Annotated in this window: 13 protein-coding genes; 9 read left to right on the forward strand and 4 right to left on the reverse strand. The window is 70.0% G+C overall.

Annotated elements, in window-relative coordinates; all coding sequences use genetic code 11:
- The first annotated feature begins 80 nt into the window (after nucleotides 1-80).
- On the forward strand, nucleotides 81-1,124 hold the full coding sequence (locus BUR99_RS08840) for an alcohol dehydrogenase catalytic domain-containing protein (protein WP_074259972.1): 1,044 nt from the start codon (nucleotides 81-83) through the stop codon (nucleotides 1,122-1,124).
- A gap of 71 nt (nucleotides 1,125-1,195) precedes the next feature.
- Entirely contained in the window at nucleotides 1,196-1,999 is an 804-nt protein-coding gene (locus BUR99_RS08845; protein ID WP_074259973.1) for a DUF2510 domain-containing protein, read from the forward strand.
- 54 nt (nucleotides 2,000-2,053) lie between these two features.
- Here BUR99_RS08845 and BUR99_RS08850 read toward each other — a convergent pair whose 3' ends face one another.
- The gene (locus tag BUR99_RS08850; RefSeq protein ID WP_074259974.1) at nucleotides 2,054-3,514 is read right to left on the reverse strand and encodes an MFS transporter; all 1,461 of its coding nucleotides are present in this window, start codon (nucleotides 3,512-3,514) and stop codon (nucleotides 2,054-2,056) included.
- A 145-nt stretch (nucleotides 3,515-3,659) separates the two neighbouring features.
- Between BUR99_RS08850 and BUR99_RS08855 the strand changes: the two genes are divergently transcribed.
- The 3 genes from BUR99_RS08855 (at nucleotide 3,660) to BUR99_RS08865 (ending at nucleotide 6,054) form a co-directional block, all read left to right on the forward strand.
- The gene (locus BUR99_RS08855) at nucleotides 3,660-4,682 is read left to right on the forward strand and encodes a PHP domain-containing protein (RefSeq protein ID WP_074259975.1); all 1,023 of its coding nucleotides are present in this window, start codon (nucleotides 3,660-3,662) and stop codon (nucleotides 4,680-4,682) included.
- Nucleotides 4,683-4,813: 131 nt separating this feature from the next.
- Nucleotides 4,814-5,194 carry a DUF2255 family protein gene (locus BUR99_RS08860; protein WP_074259976.1) on the forward strand — a complete coding sequence of 127 codons (381 nt, stop codon included), beginning with the start codon at nucleotides 4,814-4,816 and terminating at the stop codon, nucleotides 5,192-5,194.
- A gap of 68 nt (nucleotides 5,195-5,262) precedes the next feature.
- Nucleotides 5,263-6,054 carry a CPBP family intramembrane glutamic endopeptidase gene (locus BUR99_RS08865; protein ID WP_084183848.1) on the forward strand — a complete coding sequence of 264 codons (792 nt, stop codon included), beginning with the start codon at nucleotides 5,263-5,265 and terminating at the stop codon, nucleotides 6,052-6,054.
- A gap of 16 nt (nucleotides 6,055-6,070) precedes the next feature.
- Here the strand turns inward: BUR99_RS08865 and BUR99_RS08870 are convergent, their stop codons facing one another.
- A complete protein-coding gene (locus tag BUR99_RS08870) occupies nucleotides 6,071-6,967 on the reverse strand; it encodes an alpha/beta fold hydrolase (protein WP_074260322.1) in 897 nt (298 codons plus the stop codon).
- A 256-nt stretch (nucleotides 6,968-7,223) separates the two neighbouring features.
- Here BUR99_RS08870 and BUR99_RS08875 point away from each other — a divergent pair, with 256 nt between their 5' ends.
- A complete protein-coding gene (locus tag BUR99_RS08875; protein ID WP_074259977.1) occupies nucleotides 7,224-9,149 on the forward strand; it encodes a glycoside hydrolase family 5 protein in 1,926 nt (641 codons plus the stop codon).
- 60 nt (nucleotides 9,150-9,209) lie between these two features.
- Here BUR99_RS08875 and BUR99_RS08880 read toward each other — a convergent pair whose 3' ends face one another.
- Complete coding sequence (locus BUR99_RS08880) at nucleotides 9,210-10,325, reverse strand: metallophosphoesterase family protein (RefSeq protein WP_074259978.1); 1,116 nt, start codon at nucleotides 10,323-10,325, stop codon at nucleotides 9,210-9,212.
- Entirely contained in the window at nucleotides 10,322-12,421 is a 2,100-nt protein-coding gene (locus tag BUR99_RS08885; RefSeq protein ID WP_074259979.1) for a DUF5054 domain-containing protein, read from the reverse strand. Before BUR99_RS08885 ends, BUR99_RS08880 begins: the two co-directional genes overlap by 4 nt.
- 291 nt (nucleotides 12,422-12,712) lie before the next feature.
- Here BUR99_RS08885 and BUR99_RS08890 point away from each other — a divergent pair, with 291 nt between their 5' ends.
- The 3 genes from BUR99_RS08890 to BUR99_RS08900 all read left to right on the forward strand — a co-directional run bounded on the left by BUR99_RS08890 (nucleotide 12,713) and on the right by BUR99_RS08900 (nucleotide 16,057).
- Complete coding sequence (locus BUR99_RS08890) at nucleotides 12,713-13,690, forward strand: carbohydrate ABC transporter permease (RefSeq protein ID WP_074259980.1); 978 nt, start codon at nucleotides 12,713-12,715, stop codon at nucleotides 13,688-13,690.
- Entirely contained in the window at nucleotides 13,687-14,634 is a 948-nt protein-coding gene (locus BUR99_RS08895; protein WP_084183850.1) for a carbohydrate ABC transporter permease, read from the forward strand. Before BUR99_RS08890 ends, BUR99_RS08895 begins: the two co-directional genes overlap by 4 nt.
- Before the next feature lie 91 nt (nucleotides 14,635-14,725).
- Nucleotides 14,726-16,057: an extracellular solute-binding protein gene (locus tag BUR99_RS08900; protein ID WP_074259981.1), complete on the forward strand. Its 1,332-nt coding sequence runs from the start codon at nucleotides 14,726-14,728 to the stop codon at nucleotides 16,055-16,057.
- Nucleotides 16,058-16,105: the final 48 nt, after the last annotated feature.

The following is a 16,105-nucleotide window of genomic DNA, read 5'->3' on the forward strand; positions in this document are numbered from 1 at the left end:
TCGCGGATGTCGCGCGCGCGATCCGGCGACGATGCCGTGAGTGCCGCCGACATCCGTGACCCGGAACGGAAAGGACTCCTGTGCGCGCCGTGCTCTTCAACGCCTTCGGTGAGAACCCCGAACTCGTCGACGTGCCGGAGCCGGAGTGCCCGCCGCGCGGCGCCGTGATCCGGGTTCGCGCCACCGGGGTCTGCCGCAGCGACTGGCACGCCTGGATGGGCCACGACGACACCGTGTCGCTGCCGCACGTGCCGGGCCACGAGTTCGCCGGCGAGATCGCCGTGCTCGGCTCCGAGATCGACCCCGAGGCGGGCTGGGCCGTCGGCGACCGCGTCACCGCACCGTTCATCTGCGCGTGCGGCCGATGCCACGAATGCCTGACGGGCAACGAGCAGGTCTGCGACCAGCAGTCGCAGCCCGGGTTCACGCATTGGGGCTCGTTCGCCGAGTTCGTGGCGATCGACGAGGCCGAACTGAACCTCATCCGACTGCCCGAGTCGCTCGGCTTCGTCGAAGCCGCCTCGCTCGGCTGCCGCTTCGCGACCGCCTACCGGGCGATCGTCTCGCGCTCGCGTCTCGCCCCGGGCGAGCAGATCGCGGTGCACGGATGCGGCGGGGTCGGCCTCTCCGCGATCATGATCGCCGTCGCTGCGGGCGTGAAGGTCTACGGCGTGGACGTCTCGGATGGGGCGCTCGCCGCGGCCGAGGGGCTCGGCGCGGTGCCGCTGCAGGGCGGCGAGGGTGCGGCCGAGCGGATCCTCGAGGCCTCGGGCGGGGGAGTGGACGTCTCGGTCGACGCATTCGGCTCGACGGAGACCTCGTTCGCCTCGGTGCGGAGCCTCAAGAAGCGCGGCCGTCACGTGCAGATCGGGCTCATGGTCGGAGATTCCGCGCTCGCCGCGATGCCGATGGACGCGGTGATCGCGGGCGAGCTCGAGATCCTCGGCAGCCACGGCATGGCCGCGCACGAGTACCCCTCGATGCTCGGCGCGGTGGCGTCGGGCGACTTCCGGCCGATCGAGCTCGTCGGCCGGCGCATCACGCTCGACGAGGTGCCCGCCGCTCTCGCGGCGATGGGCACGGCCGGCGGCGCCGGCTCGGGCATGACGGTCGTCGAGCTGTAGCGGCATCCGTCTGCTCGTCGGCCGGCCGCGGGCGTACCCGTAGCATGTCCGAGAACCCACTGGAGGAATCGATGAGCGAAGGTCGTGCGACCCCCGCAGGCTGGTATCCCGACCCGAGCGACACCGCTGCGCAGCGCTGGTGGAACGGGGTGCAGTGGACGGAGCATGTCGCGCAGGCGGCGCCCGTCGCCCCCGTCGAGCAGGTGGCACCGGCGGTGTCGGTTCCGCCGGTCGTGGCTCCCGTCGTCGTACCCCAGGCCGTCGCACCCGCGTACGTCGCCCCGGTGACTCCGGCGTACGCACCCGCGTACGTCTCCGCGCCGGCGTACGCCTCACAGCAGGTGCCGAACGCCGGGCAGCCGGCGCCGTACGGCGGCGTTGCGCCGACGGCTCGTGTGCCCGAGGGCACCCCGGTCGACACGATCTGGATCTGGCTGATCGTGGCGCTGCCCGTGCTCGGGATCCTGCCGCTCTTCTTCTGGGACTTCCAGGCGTACATGGAGCAGTCGATGTCGCCGTCGACGGACCCGATGCTCACCGCGCTCGGCCCGTACACCGACCCGTGGTACCTCGCTGCGACGTTCGGCGGATGGATCGTCTACGGCCTCGCCGTCTGGTTCGCCGCCCTCGACAACGCGGCCCTCGCGCGGATGGGCTACCAGCGCCGCTTCCACTGGGCCTGGGCGTTCCTCTCGTCGCTCGTCTACGTCATCGGCCGCTCGGTCGTGGTGCGGCGACAGGCCGGTCGCGGCTACCTGCCGATGGCCGCGGCGATCGCGCTCACCGTGGTGATCACGATCGGCGTGGTCGTGTGGACCGTCGTGATGATGATCACCATCTTCGACACCGCGATGGAGATGTACCCCACCTACTGATGACGGGCCGTGCTCGTGGAGGCCGATGGCGGCCCCCACGAGCACGCGGCCGGGTCAGGCCTCCACCAGCTCCTCCGCCGGTGCGCTCGTCGGGCGGGGTGCGCTGCGCAGCAGCACAGCGGATGTCACGAGCCCCGCAACCGCCAGCACGGCGGCGCCGATGAACGCCGAGGAGAAGCCGGCAGTGAGCGCGGCGGCATCCGCTGCTCCGGCAGGGGCGCCACTGGCCCCGCCCGCGACCGCACCGGTGACCGCCGCGCCGACCGCCGTCAGCACCGCGAGGCCGATCGCCGAGCCGATCTGGTAGCTGGTGTTGACGAGACCGGAAGCGACCCCGGTCTCCTCCGGGCGTGCCGCGCCGATCGCCGTGCCGAGCGACGGCACGAACGCGAGCGCCATGCCGAGCGCGGCGACGAGCGAGGCGGGCAGCACATCGACGGCGTAGCTGCCGTCGGGTCGCGCGAGCGCGAGCCAGCCGAGTCCGACCGCGAGCAGCGCGAACCCGCCGACGATGAGCGGCTTCGCCCCGAACCGCGCCTGCAGTCGCGGCGCCACCGCGACCATGCCGATCACGATGAGCGCGGTCATCGGCAGGAGCGCGGCGCCCGAGGCGAAGGCGCCCGCCCCGAGCACCTGCTGCAGGTAGAGGTTCAGGAAGAACCACATCGACACCCAGGCGGCGCCGAGCAGGAGCTGCGCGAGGTTCGCCGCGCCGAGCTGCGGGGCCCGGAAGATGCCGAGGCGCAGCAGCGGCGTGCGGCTGCGGGCCTGGATCGCGAAGAACGCGATGAGCAGCAGGGCGCCGGCGCCGAGGGCGATGACCGTCTCGGCCGACGCCCAGCCGACCTCCGGCGCGCGCACGACGCCGTAGACGATCGCGGCGAGTCCCGCGGTCGCGGTGAACGCACCGGCGAGGTCGACCCGGCCGCGCCCGCCAGTGACCCGGGGGAGTGCGAACGGCGTCAGGACGATGACGAGCAGGGCGATCGGCACGGTCACGTAGAAGACCCATGGCCAGCTCGCGTACTCCGTGAGCACGCCGCCGAGGAAGACCCCGGCGGTGCCGCCGATCGGCGCAGCGGCGCCGTAGACCGCGAAGGCGCGCGGGAGGTCGGCCGTGCCGCCGAACAGCGTCATGAGCAGGGTGAGTGCGGCAGGTGCGATGAGTGCGGCGCCCGCGCCCTGCACGGCGCGACCGGCGATCTCGAGGCCGACGTCGCTCGCGGCGCCGGCGAGCACGCTGCCGAAGGCCAGCGTCAGCCAGCCGGCGATGAAGACGCGGCGTGCGCCGAACACGTCGGAGAGCCGGCCGCCGAGGAGCAGCAGGCCGCCGAAGGCGATGACGTAGGCGTTGAACACCCACGACAGGGACTCCGGCGTGAACCCGAGCTCGGCCTGGATGTCGGGCAGGGCGACGCCGATGATCGACGTGTCCATGATGACGACGAACTGGGCCGCCGCGATGAGCGCGAGGCCGAACCACCGGCGCTTCGTCGGCGGATTGGATGCGGACATGAGAACTCCCTTTCTAAATACCCCTAGGGGGTATAGATATACCGACACCGAAGCGGCCGTGTCAAGCGGCACCGGCTCGTGTGACGGGAGGCGCTGCCGACGCCGCACTCTGGCCGGGGCGCTCCCGACGCGCCAGAATGGGGCGATGGATCCGGTGGCGGCACTCGAGGAGATCGCGTTCCTGCTCGAGCGCGACCGTGCATCGGCCTTCAAGTCGAAGGCGTTCCGGCGGGCGGCCGAGGTCATCCGGCCGCTCAGCGCCGAGGAGGTCGCGGCGCGCGTCGGCGACGGGCGCCTGCAGCGCGCGAAGGGCATCGGCGACACGACGTTCACCGTCATCGCCCAGGCCGCGGACGGCGCGGTGCCCGACTATCTCGCCGACCTCCGCACCCGCGCGGGTCTCTCGCCCGAGGGCGCGCGCACCGGTCTCGGGGCGCAACTGCGCGGCGACCTGCACAGCCACACCGACTGGTCCGACGGCACGACGAGCCTCGAGACGATGGCGCGCGCCGCCGAGGCGCTCGGGCTCGAGTACCTCGCGATCACCGACCACTCGCCGAACCTCCGGGTGGCCAACGGTCTGAGCGTCGAGCGGCTCACCGCGCAGCAGCAGGCGATCGCCGACGTGCAGGCGGAGGTCAGCGGCATCCGCCTGCTCCGCGGCATCGAGGTCGACATCCTGCTCGACGGCGCCCTCGACCAGACCCCCGAGATGCTGGACCGCCTCGACGTCGTGGTCGCGAGCGTGCACTCCAGGCTCCGCACCGAGGCACCCGAGATGACGAAGCGGATGCTGCGCGCCATCGCCGACCCGCACACGAGCGTGCTGGGGCACTGCACGGGCCGACTCGTCGAGGGCGCGCGCGGCACCCGGCCGCAGTCGACCTTCGATGCGCGGGCCGTCTTCGAGGCGTGCGCCGAGCGCGGCGTCGCCGTCGAGATCAACTCGCGGCCCGAGCGGCAGGACCCGCCCGACGAGCTCATCGCGATCGCGCTCGACGCGGGCTGCCTGTTCTCGATCGACAGCGACGCCCACGCGCCGGGGCACCTGACGTTCCTCGAGCTCGGCGCCGCACGGGCCGCGGCGAACGGAGTGCCCGCCGAGCGCATCGTCACGACCTGGCCGGTCGATCGGCTGCTCGAGTGGAGTCGCGACCGCGGGGCGTGAGCAGGGAGGCGCTGACGGTACCCGGAACGCCCGTCACTCCCGCGCGCGTCGGTTCCGGCGTGAGATGGAACACGAGCACCGCGACATCCGTTCTGGGGGAAGGAACCCCATGTCTGGAGGAAGGAACCCCCATGGCCACCTGGACCACCGAAGAACTCGACGGCGTCGGCAGCGCCGAGGAGCTGCAGATCGCCTCCCGCCGCGCCGACGGGTCGCTCCGGCCGTTCGTGACGATCTGGGTCGTCAGGGCCGGCGACGAGCTGTACGTGCGCTCCGCCTACGGGCCGGGCAACCCGTGGTTCCGCCGTGCGCAGGCGAGCGGCACCGGTCGCATCCGGGCCGGCGGTGTCGAGCGCGACGTCGCGTTCGTCGAGCCGCCCGCCGACGTGCACGAGGCCGTCGACGCTGCGTACCACGCGAAGTATGACCGGTACGGGCCGAAGATCGTCGGCACCGTCGTCGGGCCGAAGGTGGTCGCGACGACGCTCCGGCTGGAGCCGGTCACCGGCTGACGCGGCGGCGCGAGGTGTCGCTGGGCACTCGTGCAAAGACGTGCCGCCGTCCATGGCAGGATTCGAGTATGCCCAACACGCTGCGCGTCACCCCTCGGGTCTGGATCGGCTTCGCGATCTGGGTCGGGTACATCCTCGTCATCTTCGTGATGCAGCGGCTGACCGGCGTGCCCTACACCGAGCTCGGCGACAGCGGCGAGAACCTGTTCCTCGGAGCCGGACTCTCGCTCATCGTCGGCACCGTGCTGCTCGCGATCACGACCTCGCTCCTCGGGTGGTGGCGCCCGGCCCTCTTCGATGCGGCACGCAGTCGTCACCGCTGGCCGATCATCGCCCCGATCGCGATGGCGGTGCTGGTCGTCGTGAACCTCGCGGTGACCGACTGGGCGGCGTACGACGTGGCCTTCTTCGGCGCATCGATCGTGCTGCTGCTCGTCGGGTTCACCGAGGAGCTCACCACCCGCGGCCTACTGCTCGTGGGCCTGCGCAGTCGCCTCTCGGAGCCGTGGGTCTGGTTGCTCAGCACCCTCGCATTCGCCCTCATGCACTACGTGAACGTGCTCGCCGGCCAGGGCTTCCTGCCGACGACCCAGCAGGTCGGGTTCGCGTTCCTCGGCGGCACGATCTTCTACATCCTGCGGCGCACGACCGGGTCCCTCGTGTGGGCGATGGTGCTGCACGGCTTCTGGGACTTCTCGACGTTCTCGTCGGGCTACGGCGAGACCTCCCCGCTGGTCGGGCTCACCGCCATCCTCTACCTCGTCGTCGGCCTGTTCGCCCTCGTCGCAGTCTGGTGGACCTTCCGCAGCACCGCGCAGTCGGATGTCCCGGACGCGACGGCCGCGCGACTGACGGCGTGACCACGGCGCGCGCCGACTAGCCCTCGTTCCGAGGGTCGTTCGACGGCGGCAGGTGCTTGCCGCGATGGATCTCGGTCAGGCTCGCGTGCCCCGGGGAGGCCGGATCGTCGACGATCGGCCGGTCGGCCATGAACAGTCGGATCAGGTGGGCGAGCTCGCCGGAGTGGCTGAAGTTGATGGCATGCGCCGCCCCCTCGATGCGCACGAGCAGCACGTGGCTGTCGGTCGCGGCGGCGACTTCCCGCACGCGGGCGGGGGTGGGCATCAACGGGTCCCGGTCGCCGATCACGACGAGCGTCGGGATGTGCAGCTCGAGCAGTCGCTCGAGTGTCGGGTACTGCGTCAGCGACCGGAACATCTTGAATGTGCTCGGTACGCCGAAGCGCAGGTAGTCGGGTACCGCGACCTTCATCATGCGGGGCGGCTCCCGTCGGCCGTCGCGGGTGAGCTGTCCGACCGCGCGGCGGAGCGGCTGGTTGTACAGCCCGCCCGCCGGTGAGACGAGCACCGCGCGTTCGATGCGTTCGGGGTAGTGGTGCGCGAACTCGAGGATGACGGGGCATCCCATCGAGTTGCCGACGAGCGTGACCTTCTCGATGCCGCGGTCGTCGAGGAACCTGGCCGCGGCGTGCGCGAGGTCGGGCACGTCGAGCGCGTCGGCGGCCTTGCCGCTGCGGCCGAAGCCGGGCAGGTCGGGTACGAACGTGTGGAACTGATCGGCGAGGCGCTCGGCGGTGGGCAGCAGGTACCGGCCGGAGAGGCCGAACCCGTGCAGGTGCATCATCGCCGGGGCATCCGGTGGCATGGGCGACTCGCGGTAGAACAGCTCGATGCCGTCGACCGTGGTCCATCGCTCGGTCAGACTCGACTCCGGCCGCCGGGGCGGCCGTCGTGCGGCAGTTCTCGTGCCCATGTCGTCGATCATCCTCGTCGCCGGTTTACCAGTCAACGAGTCGGCGGCGAGCTCCGGTTGCGCGCCAGTGGACGTCGACGGTGCGACGAACGCACGGGTCAGGGGCATCCGGAATGTTTACGTTCCCTTAACACGGAATGTTTGCGTTGACATTGCCTCGTTCCCGCCCATAGCCTGACCGGAGTCAAGCGTCGGGAGCCGCGGCCTCGCAACACGGCAAGGGCGCCGCGAACGGCAGAACAGAGAGGTTCGCAGAATGCATCGTCGTACCCTACGGGTCGCGGTCGGACTCACGACCGCAGCCCTCGCGATTTCGGTCGCGAGTCCCGTGTACGCAGCAACGCCAGAGGATCCGATCGACGTGCTCACGGGTCCCGAGCTCGCGGCATCATGGACGGGGCCGCTCAGCACCGTCGGCCGGTACATCGTCGACGCCGACGGTGACCGGTTCAAACTCCAGTCGGCGAACTGGGACGGCGCGCAGGGCCATTGGAGCGGCAGCGGCGACAAGAACGACCCCGCAAACCACAACAGCGGCATCAGCTACGACATCCCGATGGGCCTCGACCGGGCGCCCATGGCGACCCTCATGAGCGACTTCCACGGCGTCGGCATCAACAGCGTCCGCCTGTCGTTCTCGAACGAGATGCTCGGCATGACGGCGCCGGTTCCGGATGTCGCAGTGGCGGCGAACCCCCAGCTGAAGGGCAAGACGCCGCTGCAGGTCTTCGACGCGGTCGTCGCGGCACTCACCGCCGACGGCTTCGCCGTCATCCTGAACAACCACACGACCACCTCGCACTGGTGCTGCGGCACCAACGACGGCAACGAGCGCTGGAACAGCAGCCAGACCACCGAGAAGTGGATCAGCGACTGGGTCATGCTCACGACGCGCTACCAGGACAACGCGCGCGTGGTGGGCATGGACCTCCGCAACGAGGTGCGGCGCGACATCCTGAACGACGCGAACTGGGGCTGGGGCAACGACTACGACCTGTACCAGGCGTACCAGCGCGCCGGGGTCGCCATCCAGAAGGCGAACCCCGAGGTGCTCGTCATCATGGAGGGCATCAACTGGCAGGGCATCCCGACCGACCTGACCTCCCACGAGCGGCCGCACCTGAAGCCGGTCGCGAATCTCTCCAACGCGCTGCCGTACCCCGACAAGCTCGTCTACGCCGCGCACATCTACGGATTCACCGGCCCGAACCACACCGGCGCGACCGGACTCGGCGAGACCACCGACCCGCGCTACCGCGACATGACCGCGGCCGAGCTGAAGGCCTCCGTCACCGAGGGGGCGGCCTTCGTCAACACGGCCAACCAGCACTACACCGCACCCGTGTGGTTCAGCGAGTTCGGCACCACCGGCGCCGGTCAGACGAACGACAAGGAGAAGGCGTGGTGGGCGAACTTCACCGACATCCTGATCGAGAACGACAGCGACTTCGCGGCCTGGCCGCTCGTGGCGCATGCCAGGGATGACGGCAGCTTCGTCGACACCTTCTCGCTGCTGGCGTACAAGGCCGACGGCACCAAGCTGAGCATCGCCGACGACTGGCGCTACCCGCAGTGGAAGAAGCTCGTGAACTCGACGGGCAAGACCGGCCCCGTGGCATCCGTGCCGCGCTGGAACATGCTCGGCAGCGGCAGCTTCGTCGACAGCCAGTCGTCGTTGCGAATGCTGCAGGCGGGCGACTGGTCGCCGGGTCAGTGGAAGGGCACCTGCCCCGACAGCCAGCGCCTCCAGGGCATCGCGCGGAGCACCAACCGGGCGCTCTGCACCGACGTCGGCGGCATCACCACCTCGAACCCGCGCGTGCAGAGCGGCGAGGGCAACATCACGAGCGACTGGGCCTCGGGCTACAGCAAGCTGCAGTGCAACCCGGGCGAGGTCGCAGTCGGCTACAGTCTCGGCACGAGCGGCGGCACCAAGGCCGCGATGTGGAACCTCGTCTGCGCGACGAGCACCACGGCGCTGCCGGCGAACCAGGGCCGCCTGATCTGGTTCGACAAGGGTGACAACCGCCCGGCCGGTGGCGGCTCGACCGCGAGCGATTGGGCCCCCGGCAACTACAAGGGCCAGTGCAAGGACAGCGAGTACATCGCCGGGGTGGCGTTCACCTACCGGTGGAACCACGGCGGCGTGCCCGACGCGCTGCTCTGCAAGCCGCTGAGCTGATCGGCGGATGACGGAAGGGGCCGGGTCGCAGCTGCGACCCGGCCCCTGCTCGTTCCGCCGTCAGGCGAGCGGCGCGAGGCGCACCTCGTGCAGCACTGCGCCGCCGAGGTCGCGCATGGTGAGCACGAGCTCGTCGGCGCTCGCCTCGCCGTCGATCCACGCGGCCGCCTCGTCAGAGGTCGTCTCGGCATCGGGGCCGCCGCTGATGAGCTGGGCGTACGGGAACTCCTCGGTCGCCGGCAGCCAGGTCTGGTAATGCGTGTGACCCGAGACGATGATCTGGGCGCCCCACTCGACGAGCGAGTCGTGCCAGGCATCGCGGCTCCTCCGGCTGAACCAGTCGTAGCCGTCGGCGTCGTAGTCGACCACGGTCTCGTCGGTCCAGCGCAGCGGGATGTGGCAGAAGACCACGCGGTACGGGGCATCCGCGATCTCAGGCCGGGCCGTCACCTCGCGGAGCCACTCCGCCTGCTCGGCGCGCAGCGGATCGAACGCGACCCGGCCCTCGAAGGTCGGGTGGTCGTCGGGCTTGTCCTCGCCGGTGTGCAGCACGATGCACGCGACCGGCCCGATGCGGAAGGCCGTGAACGGCCGCCCCTCCGGTGTGGCGACGAAGTCCTCGAGCTGGTACGCCCACGTGCCGCGCACGTCGTGGTTGCCCACGACGATCGCGAGGGGTCGGCCCGCGCTCACATCGAGGCCGGCTGGGTTCAGCACCGTCGTGGGGAACTCCGCCGGGTCCGTCCAGTCGTTGCAGAGGTCGCCGTTCCAGACGAGCACGTCGACCTCGGGCGTGGCCTCGTGCAGCGCCTGCAGGGTGTCGTCGCGCTGGTGGGTGTCGTTCCACACCGCGAAGCGAGCGGTGTCGGACGCCGCGTCCAACGTGCGCACCGTCTTCCACTCGCTCTCGTAGCGCTCGGCCGGCCCCTCGACCGCCTCGGTGATCGAGCGCACACGAAGCGACGTGCCGGCGGGCCATCCGCTCGAGCGCACGCGCAGCACCCGGTCGCCCTGCGCGACCATGCCGAACGCATCACCCGTCACGGTGCCGTGCGACCCGTCGGCCTCCCACTCGAGCCACCCTCGGCTCAGGCGGCCGACGCCCCAGACGACCTCGAAGCCGTCGGAGCGCGGCGCCATGACGACCGGGGGACTGGTCACGATCGAGGCGGTCACCGTGCGACTCCGGCGCCGGTGCCGAGGTCGAGCACGAAGCGGAATCGCAGGTCGTCGTCGAACCACATCGTGAAGTTCGTGCCCCACATGTTGTTGTGCAGGTTCACGTGCATGCCGTCGTTCGGGTCGGGCACCGTGTTGTCGAACCGGTAGAGCGCGGGGCGGCCGACCGCGACGAGTGCGGCGTCGACGGGCCGCAGCGAGAAGGTCTTCGCCGCGGTGTGCGCGACCTCGGCGACCGCGTGCAGGCTGCGGTTGCCATTCCGCACGACCGACTGCGGGTCGACCGGCGTCTCGAGCTTCGTGAGCCGCCACGCGCCGGGCTCGGTGAGCGGGCGGAAGCCGAGCCAGCTCGCCTCGGGCAGACGCGAGGCGTCCTTGTCGCGGAGGTCGAGCGTGACCTCGATGGGGCCCGGCTCGGCCGGGAAGCGATAGGCGAGACGGATGTCGCGTGGCCCGCCCCATGCCTCGCACGCCGCGTCGGGCAGCGCGAGGCGCAGCACCACGACCGTGTCGGTGCCGTCGTCGAACCGCTCGGCCGACGTCACGCGCGGCGCGAACGTCGTGGCGGGCAGCGTCTCGGCGATCGCGAGGCCCGGCTTCGACTGGTCGGGCACCGCCCACATGCCGTTCGCCTTCATGTCACGGCAGTACTCCCGCATCCAGCGCGCCTCGTCGCGTTCGTCGAACGTCTCGTAGCGGTAGGCGGCGAGCGGATGCTCCGGCCCCGCCCATTCCGTGCCGTCGCCGTCGATCAGCGAGACGAGGGACCCGTCGTCGCCGAAGCGCACGCGGAAGCGGCCGACGCTCAGCTCGGCGTCGAGGCCGATCGGTTCGGCGCTCGCCGTCGCGCTCGGGTCGACGTCGTGCGGGACGGTCCCGGCGATCGCCGCCTCGGCCTCGGCCCGGCGTTCGGGCGAGAGCGCGGCGAGTGCGCGGTCGAGGTGGGCGCGCTGCTCGGCCCACGAGCGTTCGAAGGCCGAGTACGCGAGCCCCTGCGGGCTCGGGTGCTCGGTGTAGGCCCAGGCGTACTCGTCGAACTCGGCGGGGTTCGCGGCCGGGTCGACGACGTCGGCCTCACGGGCGCGCTGGAAGTCGGCCTTCTCGTAGTTCACGTAGTCGGGCAGGTAGGTCTTCAGGTCTTCGCCCCACGTGTGCTCGGGCACGAGCAGCAGCCCGTCGCTGAACGCGTCGCACTCCTCGGTGCCGGGCACGAGCGCGCCGGCCGCGATCCACGCGGTGCGCAGCCGCAGCAGCGCGCGGAATCGTGCGGTCTGCACCGGGTCGCTGGCGATCCCGTGGATCCAGGAGTCGCCGATCTCCTGCTCGAGCACCGGCAGGCTCGCACGCGATGCCACGGCCTCGCGGCTGAAGGCGTCGAGCGTCGAAGCGATCACCTCCGCACCGGGATAGGCGGCCTGGAGCTCGGCGAAGAGCGCTTCGACCTCCTCGACCGGAGGGGGGCCGAAGTTGTCGCCGGTGTGCGCGAGGTGGAGGGCGGACGTGCCACCCGGCACCACCGCCACGCCGAGCTCGGTGGCGCCGTAGCTCTGCGCGTAGTTGACGACCACCTCGCTGCCGTCGGGGGCACGCCAGACGAAGAACTCGGGCACGTCGGGCACCGCGGACGCCCCGTTGACCCCGAGGTGCAGGAAGTCGAGGCCGCCCCGGGCGAGGAAGGGCACGAGGCCGATCGTGTGGCCCGGGACATCCGTCATCTTCGCCGCCAGCGTGCGGTGGCCGAAGCGGGCGTCGAGCTTGCGGCCGATCGCGATGCCGTGTTCGACGAGGCCGGCGTCCATGCTCTCGGTGTGCGTCGTCAACGGAAGGCCGTGCCAGGTCACGTGACCGGCGCGGATCGCCGCCTCGAGCGCCGCGCGTTCGTCGGCGTCGCCGAGGCGCAGCGCCTCGTGAATCAGCCAGGACCCCGTGGTCCAGATGAAGCGAGCGGGCCCGCCCCGGCGCTCGAGCTCCTCGGCGAGCGCGATCGCGCGCGGCAGGTATTCGTGCACGTACCGGTCGGTGACGTTCGCGGCGGTGTCGGTGAAGCCGAGGTCGAGGTGCGTCTTGAAGACGACGTGGAGGGTGGTGATCATGCGTGCATCCAAACGGCGGTGTCGGAGGTTGTCTACGGACCTGGTGTGGCGGCGAGCGGGAATCGCCACTCGTCATTCAATCGCAGAACAAGGCCGGAGGAGGCTGGTGGATCCCTGTGGCCACGCGGATCTGCGAGCTGCGTGACGTCATTGTGACCTTTGGATTCCTCAAGTCTGTTTGCGCAAACATCATCTTCGCCTATACTCCGATGGGAACGCAAACATTCACGAAGGAGTGCGTACGCGCATGACGAAGACGTCGCCTACCCGAGGCGCGAGACGAGGCCACCGATGACCGTGGCCCATGTTCACGCCCAACCCCCTGCAGGTGTCTCGACCGAGACGTACGCGACGGTTGCCACGACCGGCACCGCGTCAAAGGGCGGTCGCCGCAGGCGTGCGCGCCGCGACTGGGCGGGCTGGTGGTTCGTCGGCCCGTTCATGCTCATCTTCGGGCTCGTCTTCGTCGCGCCCCTGCTGTATGCGATGTACCTGTCGCTGTTCCGCGAGACCCTCATGGGCGGCAACTCGTTCGTCGGGCTCGAGAACTACGCGAAGGCGATGGTCGACCCGAAGTTCTGGGAGGCCATGCTCCGGGTCTCGATCTTCCTGCTCGTGCAGGTGCCGATCATGCTCGGGCTGGCGCTGTTCGCTGCCCTGGCGCTCGACAGCGCGCGGCTCCGCTGGGTGCCGTTCTACCGCCTGTCGATCTTCCTGCCCTACGCGGTGCCCGGCGTCGTCGCGGTCATGATCTGGGGCTACATGTACGGCTCGCAGTTCGGACTCGTTGCCGACATCAACCGCTTCTTCGGCGTCGAGCTGCCGTCTCCGCTCGCCGAGAACTTCATCCTGCTGTCGATCGGCAACATCGTCACGTGGGAGTTCGTCGGCTACAACATGCTCATCTTCTTCTCCGCGCTGAAGGCGGTGCCGCAAGACCTCTACGAGGCGGCCGAGATCGACGGTGCAGGCACCTTCCGCACCATCTTCTCGATCAAGCTCCCGTCGATCCGGGGCGCGATGGTCATCGCCACGATCTTCTCGGTGATCGGCAGCTTCCAGCTCTTCAACGAGCCGTCGATCCTGCAGACGATCGCGCCCAACTCGATCACCACCTACTTCACGCCGAACCTCTACGCCTTCAACCTGTCGTTCGCCGGCTCGCAGTTCAACTACGCCGCCGCGATCGCGATCGTCTCGGGAGTCATCACCATGGTCGTCGCCTACCTCGTGCAGCTCGCGGGCGAGAAGAACGAGACGAAGTCATGAGCGCCGTCGACACGGCGGCCCGGTCGGGCCGCGCACCGAGCCGGCTCGCGAGCGGCAAGGTCGCGCGCACGGAGACCAAGCGGGCGAAGACGGTCACGCCCCGCCACAAGCGCGCCTCCGTGACGCTCGGCATCCTGATGACGCTGATGCTGCTCTACTGCCTCGTGCCGCTGTGGTGGCTCGTGGTGAACTCGACGAAGACGATGGACTCGCTCTACAACTCCTTCGCCTTCTGGTTCAGCGGCGAGTTCGCCCTCTTCCAGAACATCGTCGACACGTTCACCTACAAGGACGGCATCTTCCTGCGCTGGCTCGGCAACACGCTCGTCTACGTCGTCGTCGGTGCGGGTGGGGCCACCCTGCTCGCGACGCTGGCCGGGTACGGGCTGGCGAAGTACAACTTCCCGGGCCGCAAGTGGGTGTTCGCGATCATCCTGGGTGCCATGGCGATTCCGGCCTCCGCGCTCGCCGTGCCGCAGTTCCTGCTCTTCAGCGGGCTCGGACTGACGAACACGCCGTGGTCGGTCATCATCCCCTCGATGGTCAGCGCCTTCGGGCTCTACCTCGTGTGGGTGTACGCCCGTGAGGCGATCCCCGACGAGCTGCTCGAGGCCGCCCGCCTCGACGGCGCCGGCGAGATCCGCATCTTCTTCGTGATCGCGCTGCGCCAGCTCGCGCCGGCACTGATCACGGTGCTGATGTTCACGGTCGTCGCGACCTGGAACAATTACTTCCTCCCACTCATCATGCTGAGCGACGCGCAGTGGTACCCGCTGCCGGTCGGCCTCGCCCAGTGGGCGGCGCAGTCGAGCGCGATCGGCGGCCAGGCCGTGCCGAACCTCGTCATCACGGGGTCCCTGCTCACCGTCATCCCGATCTCGGCGGCGTTCCTCTATCTCCAGCGCTACTGGCAGTCGGGTCTGACCGCCGGAAGCGTCAAGTAGTCCGGCTCGACCGGTACCACCGGCCCGACCCGGTACCTCCGGTCCGTCCGGCGCACCACCCTCACACACCAAGCGAAAGGGAATCACAGCAATGGAAAAGATCACCACCCGCCGATGGGCGCGTCTCGGGGCCGTCGTCGGCACCGGTGCACTGCTCGTCGGAGTGCTCGCAGGCTGCAGTGGCGCAGCTCCGGGCGCCGACAGCGGCTCGACCGACACCGACGCGGCGCTCAAGGAAGACGTCACGCTCACCTGGTGGACCTGGAGCGACACCACCCAGGAGCAGGCCGACGCCATCTCCGAGGTGTACCCGAACGTCACGTTCGACGTCGTCAAGCTCGAGAACCCCGACGCCGTCGTCACGAAGCTCCAGAACGCCATCAAGGCGGGCAAGGGCGCTCCCGACATCGTGCCCGTCGAGTACCAGACGATGCCGCAGCTGACCCTCGGCAAGGCCCTCGCCGACCTGACCCCGTACGGCCTCGCCGAGTACGAGGACGCCTTCACGGCGTCGACGTGGAACTCGGTGAACGTGCAGGACCAGCTCGTCGGCCTGCCCGGCGACTCCGGCCCCATGGTCATGATCTACAACAAGGCCCTGTACGAGAAGGCCGGCATCACCGAGGCCCCCACGACGTGGGACGAGTTCGCAACGGCTTCCGCGGCGATCCACGCAGCAGACCCCGAGGCCTACATCGCGAACAGCGGCGACGCGGGCTTCTTCACCAGCATGATCTGGGCGTCGGGCGGCCAGCCGTTCAAGACCGACGGCGAGAACGTCACCATCGACCTGCAGGACGAGGGCACCAAGAAGTTCGCGGACTTCTGGAGCGACCGTCTCAACGCCGGCGAGCTCTCGGGTCTCGCGACCTGGTCGGACGAGTGGACCAAGGCCCTCACGCAGGACAAGCTGGGCACCCTGCTCATGGGCTCCTGGATGATCAGCGGCGGCATGGAGGACTACGGCCCCGCAGGGCGCTTCCAGGTCGCTCCGATGCCGACGTGGGACGGTCAGCCGGCCTCCGCCGAGAACGGCGGCAGCGGACTCTCGGTCACCTCGCAGAGCGAGCACAAGGCTGCAGCAGCCGGCATCCTCAAGTACCTCGCCGAGGGTGACGGTCGTGCACTGCTGAACGCGAACGGCTTCCCGTCGACCATCGCCGACCTCGAGAACCCCGAGTGGCTCGACGCTCCGTTCCCCGGGTACAGCGACCAGCCCGCCAACCAGGTCGGTGCGGCCTCTGCCGAGTCCGTCATCACCGGATGGCAGTACCTGCCCTACCAGGGCTACGCCAACAACGTCTTCTCCGACTCCGTCGGCAAGGCGCTCGGCTCGGGCGGCGACCTGAACGAGGCGCTCGTCGCCTGGCAGGACACGCTCGTCGAGTACGGCAACGAGCAGGGCTTCTCGGTCAACAAGTAGCACCAACGCATCACTCCGCGGGGCAGACGCCGTCACGGCGGCTGCCCC

The sequence above is a fragment of the Agromyces cerinus subsp. cerinus genome (genome assembly GCF_900142065.1).
Classification (GTDB): Bacteria; Actinomycetota; Actinomycetes; order Actinomycetales; family Microbacteriaceae; genus Agromyces; species Agromyces cerinus.